The following is a 13,604-nucleotide window of genomic DNA, read 5'->3' on the forward strand; positions in this document are numbered from 1 at the left end:
TTGTCTGTTTGTAGGGTAAAAAAAACCTGAATTCATCAAATTCAGGTTATCGAGTTATTAATGATTAATAATCCAAATCACTTTTGTCTGTGTATATTGTTCGAAGGCCTCTAGCCCATTATCTTTACCTCCGAACCCTGATTGCTTAAATCCACCAAATGGTGTGGTGATGTTACCTTCGCTAAACCCATTTACAGAAACTGTACCTGCGTTAATTTGACGGGCAACTTTCATAACACGATGCACATTTTGACTATAGAAAGAAGCCGCTAATCCATAATGGGTGTCGTTGGCTAATGCAATAGCTTCTTCATCGGTAGAGAAAGTGGATACCGCAAGCAAAGGACCAAACACCTCATTCTTAAATAATGACATCTCTGGGGTCACATTATCGAAAATGGTCGGTTCAATGTACCAACCGCTGCCTAATTCACTGTGAATTTTTCCTCCAGAGACAATTTTTGCGCCCTCCTTTATAGAAACATCAATAAATGACTTCACTTTTTCAAAATGCGCTTTTTCAACCATAGGACCGATAGACACTGAATCATCCATTGGATTACCGACTTTCCAGCTGGTGCTTGCAGCGATTAATTTATCCAATAGCGATTGGCGAATGCTTTCATGGACAATCAGGCGTGACCCACAACTACAGTTCTCACTCATATTCCAAAATGCAGCGGCCATAATATGTGGAACCGCAGCATCAAGATCGGCGTCGGCAAACACGACTTGTGGACTCTTACCTCCGCACTCTAATACGATCTCTTTTAAATTGCTTTCGGCAGAGTATTTAAGAAATAAACGGCCTACCTCGGTAGAGCCTGTAAATGAAACGATATCAATATCCGCATGGCGACCAATGGCTTCACCGACCTTTTCGCCTAAACCACACACTAGACTCAGAGCACCTTTCGGTACACCTGCCTCATAAGCTAGTTCAACCATACGATACGCGCTCAGAGAGGTTAACTCGGCGGGTTTTACTATTACAGAGTTCCCTGCTGCTAAGGCCGGCGCGACTTTCCAAGCAAACATTTGTGCGGGGAAGTTCCATGGTAATACTGCCCCAACTACACCGATAGGCTCATGAACAATCAATCCAAGCTCTTGCTGACCAGTGGGCGCCACTTTGCCAAACATTTTATCTAGCGCTTCTGCATACCAATAGAATGTTTCAATGGTTGCTGGCATGTCTGTATTTAAGCATTCCGTGATTGGTTTGCCTGCATCGACACAATCTAAAGCCGCAAGCTCTTCACTGTGCTGTTCAATTAAAGTCGCCCAACGCAACATCACTTGTTTACGTTCCTGAGGCGATAAATTTTTCCAATCACCTGAAATAAAAGTATTTCTCGCTACTGTAACCGCAGCATCAACGTCGGCGGCTTGTCCATCAGCGATATAACCGATCACGCTATCATCAATAGGGGTACGATTTTCCAGTTTTGCACCACTATCCTGATAATTTTCGATAAGGCAGCCAGCCCAAAGTTGGCCGCCTTTAGCTCGTTCAAATACCTGCTCTTTTGTTATTTTCATCATTTCCCTCCTCATTTGATTAAGGCAAGAAAATCACGTTTCTGCTGTGATGAAATATTGGATAATGGCATTCTGACTGGCCCGACATCGACGGTTCCTTTGATACAACCCGCTTTCGCTTTTTGGTTATAATCACCAGATTCCATCGAATAAATAGCTGGATAAATCTGTGACATAATTTGTTTCGCTTTAACCCAATCGCCTTGTTGTGCAGCGTTAAAAATCGCAACTTGTTCAGCAGGAAATACGTTGCCAGCGCCAGCAATCCAACTTTTAGCTCCCCAGAAGAAAAAATCGACGGGTTGGTCATCACAACCACAAATCACTTCAAAATTATCAAATTGGGTTTGCAGTAAACGTAAAGCGCGACTAAAGTCACCGCTACTTTCTTTGATGGCAACAATGTTTTTCACCTTCGATAGATGCACCACGGTGTCATATTCAATTTCGATACCAATACGTGCAGGGAAGTTATACATAATGATTGGTAGTGTTGTTGCCGCAGCCACTGTTTCGTAATGGGCGATAACACCTTGCTGATCAGGTAGGCTATAAGGCGGAGGCGATAACATTAATCCTTCGTAACCCAATAATTTTGCCTGCTCAGCACGCTTTATTGCGCCTTCAGTAGATAAATCATTGATACCCGCTATCAGGGTTACGCGACCTTTAGCAATTTTACTGACGGTCGTTAAAACCGTTTCACGCTCGGCTTCACTTAACGCGTAATATTCCCCTGTCGTACCACATACCACTAAACCAGAAACACCTTTTTCAATAAGAGTTTCAGTCAGTTGGGCCAGTCCACTCACATTTAATGAAAAATCACTGTGAAATGGTGTAACAATAGGGACAACAATGCCATGAAAATTCATATAAAACTCCTTGAAATCTTAAAGAAAACGCTCAATCGAATAAGGAGAGCAATCGATTGGAGTCGATCGCCCTTGAAACAAACTTTGTACAATTTTTGCAGTCACTGCCGCTTGAGTTAGCCCTAGGTGTTGATGACCAAAAGCAAAAATATAAGGCCCTTTTTTATCAATGACGGGTAAAGAATCTGCAAGCGTTGGACGAAATCCCATCCATTCTGTAGATTGATAATTATTTAATGGTGTATTTAACATTGGATTAGCAAGCGGTAGGAAATGACGCGCTCGTTGCATATTTGCGGGTCGTTTCAAGCCTGCATATTCGACTGTACCGGCAAGGCGTAATCCGCCATTCATAGGTGTCATGATAAAACGTCTATCAATACTTGATACTGGTACGTTTAATCGGCCTATTTCATTAGGCAGCATTAAATGATAGCCACGCTCTGTTTCAAGTGGTACACGAATGCGGCTGATCATACTGACTAAGGACTTAGAAAATGCGCCACCAGCAATCACTATTTGTTTTGCTACGACTTGGCCTTGCGATGTGGTTAACACCACTTTGTCATTGCTTGGTGCATTAATTGCTGTCACTTCACACTCGGTGAGTAATTCACCACCTAAACGTGAAAAATGCTCAACTAATTTGATGTGTAACTGTTTAAGATCGACCACATGCCCCGTATCAGGGTAAAACAGTCCCCCCAACTGGTTATGTGCTAATGTAGGTTCACGCTCAAGCAACTGTGATTGGGTTAATAGCTGATTGGTGACACCTATCGAATTGAGATATTCACCATGTTTACGTAATTTTTCTAGTGATGAGGCTTTTTCTGCGACCAGTAAAGAGCCTTCAATCTTAATTAAATCAGCTAATTGCCATTGTTCACTAAATGATTGCCATGCTTCTAAAGAAACACCATTAATTGCAGATAACGCATGATGAATATGTGTAAATGGTTTATGTCGCATGTTACCAAGCAGACGTAATAACCACGGTGTTAATCTCAGTAAATAACGCCAATCCAAACGCAGTGCCCCAAGGGGATCGAATAACATTCCAGGGATAGATTTCAAAATCGAAGGGTCAGCAACAGGAAAAACTTGTTCTGTTGCAATATGCCCCGCATTACCAAATGAGGCTCCTGCGCCTATATGATCTTTTTCGACTAACAAGACATCAGTGCCATCCGCTTGCAATGTCAGTGCAATGCTTAATCCAATAATTCCGCCACCGATGACAACCACAGAATGTTTTTTATCCATGTTATACCCTCACGATACCGTGATCCCCCAACAAAACGGATCAGTTTCATCAAGCAATAAGGTATTTCGACCACTGATATAAGCGTTTCCACGGATCGTTGGAATGATGCCATTACCATCAGCCCATAAGTAGCTCGCCTCAAACTGGCTACCGATTACACTCGCTTGATGCCAAAGGGCACCTTCATTTAGTTTGCCATCTGCGGCCAAACAGGCCAGTTTAGCGCTGGTTCCCGTACCACAAGGTGAACGGTCATATGCACCACCAGGACATAACACAAAACTTTGACTATCGGCTTTCTCGTAACTGCCAAACAATTCTATATGGTCAATTTCCTGACCGTCTTTTCCGTAGATCCCTTGCTCCACCAATGCACTCTTTATCTTTATACATACCTCGGTTAGTGCCTTAGCATTACGATAGTCAATAGCTAAAGGGGATTGCTCAACCAAAAAGAACCAATTGCCTCCCCACGCAATATCTCCCGTTACCACGCCAACTTCCGGTACATTAAGGGTGACTGATTTACGATAACGATAAGAGTAAACATTTTGAATGCTAACGCTGCCATCAGCATGGAGTGTAGCCCTAACATCACCAACCGGTGTTTCAATAAGATGCTCTCCAGCCGTGATTTTACCTAAGTAAGATAATGAGGCTACGAGGCCAATAGTGCCATGCCCACACATACCTAGATAACCTTCATTATTGAAAAAAATGACTCCCGCCGCTGCTTGTGGGTTTTGCGGCTTGCAAAGTAGCGCCCCAACTAAAATATCGTTGCCACGTGGTTCCAATATGGTAGTTGTACGCCATTGGTCATGATCATTTTTTAGACATTTTAATCGAGAAGCCATATCTCCATCGCCCAAATCAGGAAAACCATCAATCACTAAGCGTGTTGGCTCGCCTGCTGTGTGTGAATCAATTACTTCGATTTTTGTATAGCGCTTGTGCATATTGCGTCCTCTGCCACATTAATTGTTAACAGAATGCTTGATTTTTGTTAAAGAATCTTGATATCTTTCGTGCACACTGATGCGTAATTCAGCACAATTTAAAAATATTTAAGATAACTGATTAAATATGTTGAATTTCTAGGAGGCCGCATGATTAATTTAAATAAATTGCTACTGATTAGTCAGGAGAATATGCTGTTTCCCGTTGATAATATTGACGTACTTTTAAATCACCTTGGGCTAGTCATGCCTTTAATCAATACATTACCTAACGTTACTTTCTTTGTTAAAGACTGTGATGCTAAATATCTTCTAGCGAATGAAAACCTAGCAAAACGCTGTAAAATTAAATCTATTGATGGAGTAATTGGTAAACGGGCAGAAGATATTTTTCATGCTGAATTAGGTGGAAGCTATAGCTCACAAGACTATCTTGTGATGCAAAAGAAAATTAGCGTCATTAACAAATTAGAATTACATCTTTATAAGGCAGGTTTATTAGGATGGTGTGTCACGACTAAAGTACCTATATTTAACACATGCAACCAAGTCATTGGTGTTGCAGGAATTTCTGTCGATTTGCAAGATGAAAAGTCTGTTAGCCCTAAATTAAATAAGCAATTAAGCCAAGTAGAACATTATATTAGTCAATACTTTGATACACCGATAAAAATAACCACTCTCGCAGAGATTTCTGGATTATCTTTATCACAACTCAACCGCCAATTTAAAGCCATATTTCATATAACTCCCCAGCAATATATTCAAAAGAAACGACTTGAGCATGCTATTGAATTGCTTGAGGAGGATTATTCTATCACTGAAATATCTATCAAATGCGCTTACGCCGATCACAGTGCTTTTTGTCGTAAATTTAAAGAAATGACCACAATGACGCCGAGTCAATTTAAACGAATGCGCCTTAATATTGCTAAAACGTCATTTATTGAAGACCAAGCTATCGAAATATAAACAATGATTATTTTCTTTTATATTTAAAACAGCTCCTAGTGTAACTAGAAAATAATTAAATAAGCTGTAATGGCACAGAGAATACGGTGACTTACGCGATTGGCGTAGTCGCCATACTTCAATGCAAAATACAACAACTTGCTGTATACCTAGTAGCGAGTAGATTGGCCTATTCGTTCTCTAATACCTTTAGCTGCATCATATAGATGCCATATTTAATAGCATATTTGATAATTCAATATTATTCGTATCTTTATTTTCACAAAAAGTGACACTGTCACCACATCATTAACTTAGGATAGCTCTTATTGCAGCTTAGTAATAATAGCGTATTGATATAGTTGGATACTTACTATATTTCAAGTTACAGGGCTGTTGACTACGTTCACTCACACTAGTCATCGACTAATGCAAACCTCCCAGCGATTCATGCACTTGTCGCCCAACCGTATCTTGAATGACTAAAAGTATATTTGATGTATTGCTGTTGCGAATAACAAGGATGAATAAATGACAATCTATGATCTGAAACCTAAATTTCAGAGCCTGTTACGCCCTATTGTACAAAAGCTTTATGATTCAAATGTAACCGCTAATCAAGTAACCGTTGCTGCAATGCTATTGTCCATCATAGTAGGAACATTACTACTCCTTTTCCCGTATCCACAGCTATTTATATTATTACCCTTTATTTTGTTTATTCGTATGGCGCTCAATGCAATTGATGGCATGCTTGCGCGTGAACACGATCAAAAAAGTGACCTAGGCGCAATTTTAAATGAAATTGGAGATGTCATTTCTGATATCGCATTGTACCTACCCTTTATCTTATTATTTCCACATGATTTTTGGTTGATCTTGCTCATTCTAATACTTGCTCTTTTCACTGAATTTATTGGTGTTATCGCACAAGCTATTGGTGCCTCGCGCCGCTACGATGGGCCTATCGGTAAAAGTGATCGTGCTTTTGTATTTGGCGCTATAGGGCTTATCGTGTCGATTTTTCCACAGTGGATAACATCCTATTGGTTTACTCTCATATTTATCTTTCTGTCCTTGTTGCTGTTTTATACCTGCTTTAACCGTATTCGTCGTGCGCTGATTGAGCTCAACGCTAAAACGGATGATCATTCATATTAAGGAACTACTATGAACGTGCAGACAGACTATTTAACACAACGCTCTGTTATTGAATCACAATTCACTACCAGTGATCGTACTTCACTGTTTTACCGCTATTGGCCCGCAGAACAACCCAGTGATAAAGCAATTATACTGTTTCATCGTGGCCATGAGCATTCAGGGCGGGTCGCTCATTTGGTTGATGAATTAGAGTTACCTGACTATAGCATGTTTGCATGGGATGCCCGTGGGCACGGTCGTAATGATGGCCCTAGAGGTTATAGCCCATCACTCAGTACCTCTGTACATGATGTTGATGAATTCGTTCGTTATGTTTCTACGCAATATCAAATACCGTTAGAAAATATCATTGTTATTGGTCAAAGTGTTGGTGCGGTCCTCGTATCTACTTGGGTACATGATTATGCGCCTCCCATTAGAGGTATGGTGTTAGCATCCCCTGCTTTTAAAGTAAAACTTTATGTTCCTTTTGCTCGTAGTGGATTAGCGCTGATGCAAAAAATACGTGGATTGTTTTATGTGAACTCCTACGTAAAAGCTAAATTTTTAACTCATGATCAACAACGCATTGATTCTTTCAATCGCGACCCATTAATTACACGTCCTATTGCCGTTAACATTCTGCTCGAACTTTACAAAACAGCTGACAGAATTGTTTCTGATGCGAGTGCAATCACTCTGCCTACACAATTATTTATTTCAGGTAGTGATCATGTGGTGCACCACAAACCTCAACACCAATTTTATGCACGGCTGAACACCCCCATCAAAGAAAAACATATCCTACCTAATTTTTACCATGACACTTTAGGTGAGAAAGAGCGTCATATTCCAATCGCTAAGATCCGTGAGTTCATTGGCAAATTATTTTCATTACCCCGTTACCAACATGACTACCAATATGAAGATACATGGAGTGTCAGTGCTGATGCTTATCGTGAACTCACTAAACCAATGCCTATTTGGTGCCCTAAAAATATAGGTTATAAGCTCCTTGGTAAACTAATGAGTACATTAGGAAAAACTTCCGAAGGTGTACGCATCGGTTATGATAAAGGCTTTGATTCCGGCTCGACCCTCGATTATATCTATCGCAATAAAGCACAAGGTAATGGATTATTTGGCCGAATCATTGATAGACAATATCTCAACAGTATTGGCTGGCAAGGTATACGTCAGCGTAAAACCAATATTGAAAATATCATTCGACAAGCCATCCGCGATCTCCATGACAATCAACAGCCTGTTCGTATCATAGATATTGCCGCAGGCCAAGGCAGATACCTTTTTGATGCTATCAACGACTATGGCAAAGTTGAGTCACTCCTCTTACGTGATTACAGCACAATCAATGTTGAACAAGGCCGCTTGCAGATCAAAGAACGTTACCTTGAAGATAAAGCCCGCTTTGAAGAAGGTAATGCCTTTGATGCTGATGATCTTGCTGCGGTAACGCCAGCGCCTACACTGGGGATCGTCAGTGGATTGTATGAACTTTTCCCAAGCAATGAGCTGATCCGTGCTTCATTAAATGGCTTGTCCCGTGCCATACCTTCCGGTGGGCTTCTCATCTATACGTGTCAACCATGGCACCCTCAAGTTGAAATGATTGCTCGCGTACTGCCAAGCCACCAAGGCGGCCAAGCATGGGTTATGCGCTGCCGTAGCCAAGGTGAAATGGATGCTCTCATTAAAGAAGCTGGTTTTGAAAAACTCAATCAATTAATTGATAGCTGGGGTATATTTACCGTATCTATTGCTCGGCGCTGCTAATACGCTGTATTAACGTTGGATTAGATGGTTATTTTGCCATCTAATCACTACGATAATTTATTAGCATTAAATGAATCACAAACCATATAAATAGTGATAAAAATAAGGTAACCGAATGATATCCCTACATAAACCATTGCCCTCCGCATCTCGGCGACAAATTTGGTTATACGGTCTTATTTGGTTAATCTTTTTAGCCCCTTTTTTCTTCCTCACGTATGGGCAAGTCAATACCTACACGGCTTCATTGTCCCAAGTTTCTTCCTATGTTTATTCATGGGAAAAACATATTCCATTTCTAGCTTGGACTATTATCCCCTATTGGAGTATTGACCTTTTCTATGGTTTATCCCTTTTCATATGCACCTCAGTACGTGAACAAACTATCCATGCGCTACGTTTAATTGCGGGATCATTAGCCGCATGCATTGGTTTTTTACTATTTCCGTTAAAATTTAGTTTCCCTAGACCTGAAACAAGCCACATTACTGGATGGATGTTTGATCGCCTTGAGATGTTCGACCTTCCTTACAATCAAGCTCCTTCATTACATATCATCCTATTATGGCTGCTCTGGCTACGTTTCCGAGCTCATCTACCCGCTAAATGGCATCGGATACTTCATAGCTGGTCATTATTAATACTCTTTTCTGTCCTTACCACATGGCAACACCATTTTATTGATGTCATCAGTGGCTTTGCTGTGGGTGTTATCATTAGTTATCTATTGCCTATTGATAGCCAATGGCACTGGCACTACACCGGCAGCCGACGTAGTTTAAAAATATCGATTAACTATGGTATCGGGGCTTTGATCTGCTTATTTATTGCCATTACCTTCCAAGGAGGAGCATGGATACTATTATGGCCTGCTATTACATTCCTATTGGTCACCCTTGGATACCTAGGGTTGGGTGCTTCAGTGTTCCAAAAAACCCCTGAAGGGGGGCTCTCTCCATCAGCTTACATAATACTTCTCCCATATCGACTCATCGCTATTGGTACCTATCATTACTATGCAAGCGCATGTCGACAACCCAGTAAAGTCAGCGAGCATATTATTTTAGGAGGACGTCCGCTTTATCCTTTGCAAACACAAGCCGTTTTCGACATGACTTGCGAGTGGCCACGCAATGTTTATAGCAAAAATTTAATTTACCGTAGCCAACCACAAATAGATTTGTTACCAATAAGCGCGAAAGATATTGAACGTGCCGTACACACCATGGATGAATTAGCGAAGAGTGGTTCAATTTATGTACACTGCAAACTAGGTTATTCACGCAGTGCAACGATTGTTATCGCTTGGTTAGTCCATCAGCATCAAGCAAAAACGATTGATGATGCAATTAAAATTGTGACTCAAGTAAGGCCGAAAGTGATCCTAAATGAAGCAACTATTGAACAATTAAATCATTGGTATCAGAAATATCATTCACATAGGAGAATGCCATGAATAATTTATCTAATAGGCAATGCGGCAATGTCATGGTTATTTTTACATCAAGTTGGCGTTATTTAGCAAGTGCATCATTGCTCGCCTTTATTTGTCAGTTCATTCTCTATATATACTCATTCGATAACTGGGTATATTTATTTGTTAATAGCATTATTTTTATTATTAGCCACTATTATATCTTTAGACTATGGTTTGATAATCAATTATTTCAAGTTTTATATCAACAGGATGACTGCTCTCATTTTGATTTTGCATTACAATATCTTTTTCCTAAAAAACAAACAATTACCAATATGCATCAACGTTGGTATGGTACAAAAAAATTATTTAATTATGCACTCTCATTAGTTGTTATACATTGGGTTTGGTTAATAGTTTCAGTGATAATGATGAGAATGTAATAAAATCTTACTAATGAATGGTATTATTCATTGATTCTTATTAACTATAATAAATTACTATTTATTCATTTTTAGAGGTGCCACAATAAGATATTAGCCATTTTTTTACTTTTGGCACTGTAACCGTTATGATAATTACGAATTCATTGACTCATAACAGATTTTTTCCAATGAATTCAGCGTATCCTTTGTCATTCGTTTTCCATTATTTTCACCCTGTTATTTTGGTGGGGTACAATGAGTACAAAAAAAATTAATAGATTGCGCCCATTTAGTGCGCTAATAGATTCATGTTGGAAAGAAAAATATACCTTTGCACGTTTTATTAAAGATTTAATTGCAGGGATCACCGTCGGAATTATCGCCATTCCATTAGCAATGGCCTTAGCTATAGCAAGTGGTGTGCCTCCGCAATATGGGCTGTATACTGCGGCAATTGCAGGTATTGTTATCGCCATCTCGGGGGGATCACGTTACAGTGTTTCAGGCCCCACGGCCGCTTTTGTAGTGATCCTATATCCAGTGTCTCAACAATTTGGCATAAGTGGTTTACTGGTTGCGACACTTATGTCGGGGCTTATCTTACTGGCAATGGGTTTTGCCCGCTTCGGGAAATTTATCGAATATATTCCTGTTTCTGTCACATTGGGATTTACTTCAGGGATCGCTATCACCATTGCCACAATGCAGATTAAAGATTTTTTTGGCCTGCAATTGGCGCACGTGCCCGAAAACTATGTTGATAAAGTCATTGCATTAGCTAATGCCTTACCAACCTTACAATATAGCGATACATTAATTGGTCTTGTTACCTTATTAATCCTAATTTATTGGCCAAAACTTGGCTTAAAGTTACCCGGTCACTTACCAGCGTTGGTCGCAGGTACTTTAGTCATGTGGTGTTTATCACTGTTTGATAAGCAAGTGGCTACTATTGGTTCGCAATTTAGTTATTTATTACCTGATGGCACTGAGGGTAACGGTATCCCTCCCATTTTACCTCAATTTGTTCTACCGTGGGAGCTTCCTGGTAGTGCACCAATTAGCTGGTCAATGATTACGGCTTTAATGCCAGCCGCTTTTTCTATGGCCGTTTTAGGGGCTATTGAATCACTACTTTGCGCTGTCGTACTTGATAATATGACAGGTAAAAAACATCATTCAAATAGTGAACTGATCGGCCAAGGTTTTGGTAATATCGCTGCACCATTTTTTGGTGGGATCACAGCAACAGCAGCTATTGCACGCTCAGCGGCTAACGTTCGTGCAGGAGCAACCTCACCCGTATCAGCTATCATCCATTCACTGCTAGTACTACTTACATTACTGGTATTGGCACCAATGCTTTCCTATCTGCCTCTTGCTGCGATGTCATCACTGTTGTTAATGGTCGCTTGGAATATGAGCGCCGCACGTAAAGTTATCGACCTGATACGTCGCGCCCCTAAAGACGACATCATTGTTCTACTGCTTTGTATGTCTCTGACTGTGTTATTTGATATGGTGATTGCAATTACTGTCGGTATCGTTTTAGCATCATTGCTATTTATGCGCCGCATAGCCAACATGACACGAATTAGTGAGTTAGCAGCAACGGATGAGACGAAAAGTCGATTGGTCGTACGCGTAAATGGTCCTCTGTTCTTTGCTGCCGCAGAACGCATATTTGATGAGTTAAGGATCAAAAGTGAAGGTTACGAAACGATCGTTATGCAATGGGATGCTGTCCCTGTTCTCGATGCGGGTGGCTTAGAAGCATTTCAAAAATTTATCGATACCGTAAAAAAAGACACGCATATTGTTGTGTGTGATATTCCATTCCAGCCTTTAAAAACCTTGGCTCGCGCACGTGTGACACCAATTGAAGGCACATTAAGTTTCTATAATTCGATAGATAAAGCTCTTGAAGAGCTTGATTCTGAATAAATAAAATTAGCCGCTATCAGATACCCGAGTAGCGGCTAATTTTTTATTTCAAATTACTGAGATCGGCGGCCATTGCTGTGGAGTGTGTAACACCCTTAACATAATGATATTACTTTTCAATTGAACATAAATAATGACATAGTGGTGATTAATCACCAATTCCCTCATACCTTTTACTTGTCCTGTTCGCCCCATATCTGGAAAAAATAATAGTTGTAAAGCCTTGGTTGCTACTTCATTTTTTATTTGTTGTGCTGATTGAGGATTTTTATCAGCAATAAAACTAACAATATTCAATCAGTCTTGTTGGGCGTCTCCATGCCACATTAATTTATTCTAGTCTGAATATTTATATTTTAGACGCAGCTACAGGAGCTACAATGCAGAGCCTTGTCCACCATGAGACAGTAGATACTGATATAGACTATTCATGCCTAACCAACGGTTTGAGCACCACTCTGGTGCTAATAGTGTCGGACGTCGAGCACTAGCACATATACGATGATAAATAATTTCAGATGGAGTATGGCGGATCATTTCGCCAGCTATTGAGGTGTAATCCGCCAATGTGATCGGTTGAAGACGTCCAACTTGCCAACTTTTAGCCATTATGCTGCCACCAACAATGTGTAAAGGATGCAACTTAATGCCATCTGTTCCACATTCAAGGACTTTATCGAGTGTTTGCATATTCATTAATTGGTCTTCGTTAGGTAATCCACAAATAAGATGGGTACACACCTTCAATCCCAATTGTCGTGCTTTACTCGCTGTTTGCTGATACGACGAAAAATTATGCCCTCGGTTAATACGATGCAGTGTTCTATCATGGGCACTTTGTAAACCTAGCTCCAACCATATTTCATAACCGCGCTCACGATAGCTGCTCAATAGCGATAAAACCTCTTCAGGGACACAGTCGGGACGCGTTCCAACACATAATCCAACAATGTCAGCCTGTTTAAGAGCTTCTTCATAGAGCTCTTTTAATATGCATACCTCTGCATAAGTACTCGTATAGGCTTGAAAATAAGCAAGATAGCGATTAGCACGGGTAATTTTAGTCACTTGTCCACGAATTTGTTCGCTAATGGATAGAGACGATTGGGTTTCATCAGAAAAAGAAGACACATTACAAAATGTACAACCACCGCGACCAAGAGTGCCATCCCGATTAGGGCAATTGAAACCGCCATGAAGGGTAATTTTATGAATTTTCTCACCATAACGGCGCTGCAGATCAGCGCCGAACATGTTGACAACTTGATTGAGTTGCATACCAAATAG

Annotated in this window: 12 protein-coding genes; 6 read left to right on the plus strand and 6 right to left on the minus strand. The window is 40.4% G+C overall.

The genetic code is table 11. The features are described 5' to 3' along the window. Positions 1–57 precede the first annotated feature (57 nt). From M1E96_RS10965 to M1E96_RS10980, 4 genes are read right to left on the minus strand one after another with little or no spacing between them, the layout of a single operon-like run. Entirely contained in the window at positions 58–1,542 is a 1,485-nt protein-coding gene (locus tag M1E96_RS10965) for an aldehyde dehydrogenase (protein ID WP_140179329.1), read from the minus strand. Between the two features lie 11 nt (positions 1,543–1,553). Further along, positions 1,554–2,417 carry a 4-hydroxy-tetrahydrodipicolinate synthase gene (gene dapA, locus M1E96_RS10970; protein ID WP_272579756.1) on the minus strand — a complete coding sequence of 288 codons (864 nt, stop codon included), beginning with the start codon at positions 2,415–2,417 and terminating at the stop codon, positions 1,554–1,556. Between the two features lie 18 nt (positions 2,418–2,435). Beyond that, positions 2,436–3,683: an FAD-binding oxidoreductase gene (locus tag M1E96_RS10975; RefSeq protein WP_272579755.1), complete on the minus strand. Its 1,248-nt coding sequence runs from the start codon at positions 3,681–3,683 to the stop codon at positions 2,436–2,438. A 9-nt stretch (positions 3,684–3,692) separates the two neighbouring features. After that, a complete protein-coding gene (locus M1E96_RS10980; protein WP_272579754.1) occupies positions 3,693–4,643 on the minus strand; it encodes a 4-hydroxyproline epimerase in 951 nt (316 codons plus the stop codon). A 150-nt stretch (positions 4,644–4,793) separates the two neighbouring features. Here M1E96_RS10980 and M1E96_RS10985 point away from each other — a divergent pair, with 150 nt between their 5' ends. From M1E96_RS10985 to dauA, 6 genes are all read left to right on the plus strand, one after another. Continuing rightward, positions 4,794–5,615: an AraC family transcriptional regulator gene (locus M1E96_RS10985; protein WP_272579753.1), complete on the plus strand. Its 822-nt coding sequence runs from the start codon at positions 4,794–4,796 to the stop codon at positions 5,613–5,615. 510 nt (positions 5,616–6,125) lie between these two features. After that, a complete protein-coding gene (locus tag M1E96_RS10990) occupies positions 6,126–6,755 on the plus strand; it encodes a CDP-alcohol phosphatidyltransferase family protein (RefSeq protein WP_319065928.1) in 630 nt (209 codons plus the stop codon). 9 nt (positions 6,756–6,764) lie between these two features. Then, entirely contained in the window at positions 6,765–8,531 is a 1,767-nt protein-coding gene (locus M1E96_RS10995; protein WP_272579751.1) for a bifunctional alpha/beta hydrolase/class I SAM-dependent methyltransferase, read from the plus strand. A 115-nt stretch (positions 8,532–8,646) separates the two neighbouring features. Beyond that, positions 8,647–9,987 carry a phosphatase PAP2/dual specificity phosphatase family protein gene (locus M1E96_RS11000; protein ID WP_319065926.1) on the plus strand — a complete coding sequence of 447 codons (1,341 nt, stop codon included), beginning with the start codon at positions 8,647–8,649 and terminating at the stop codon, positions 9,985–9,987. Beyond that, positions 9,984–10,391: a hypothetical protein gene (locus tag M1E96_RS11005; protein ID WP_337979376.1), complete on the plus strand. Its 408-nt coding sequence runs from the start codon at positions 9,984–9,986 to the stop codon at positions 10,389–10,391. The genes M1E96_RS11000 and M1E96_RS11005 overlap by 4 nt, the downstream gene beginning before the upstream one ends. A gap of 237 nt (positions 10,392–10,628) precedes the next feature. Continuing rightward, positions 10,629–12,317 (plus strand): C4-dicarboxylic acid transporter DauA, encoded by a 1,689-nt coding sequence (dauA, locus tag M1E96_RS11010; protein ID WP_140179248.1) that lies wholly within the window; start codon positions 10,629–10,631, stop codon positions 12,315–12,317. Positions 12,318–12,365: 48 nt separating this feature from the next. Here the strand turns inward: dauA and M1E96_RS11015 are convergent, their stop codons facing one another. Then, positions 12,366–12,614 (minus strand): type II toxin-antitoxin system RelE/ParE family toxin, encoded by a 249-nt coding sequence (locus M1E96_RS11015; RefSeq protein ID WP_319065925.1) that lies wholly within the window; start codon positions 12,612–12,614, stop codon positions 12,366–12,368. 78 nt (positions 12,615–12,692) lie between these two features. Next, positions 12,693–13,595 (minus strand): TIGR01212 family radical SAM protein, encoded by a 903-nt coding sequence (locus M1E96_RS11020; protein WP_272579748.1) that lies wholly within the window; start codon positions 13,593–13,595, stop codon positions 12,693–12,695. Positions 13,596–13,604: the final 9 nt, after the last annotated feature.

The sequence above is a fragment of the Providencia sp. PROV236 genome (genome assembly GCF_033676985.1).
Taxonomy (GTDB): domain Bacteria; phylum Pseudomonadota; class Gammaproteobacteria; order Enterobacterales; family Enterobacteriaceae; genus Providencia; species Providencia manganoxydans.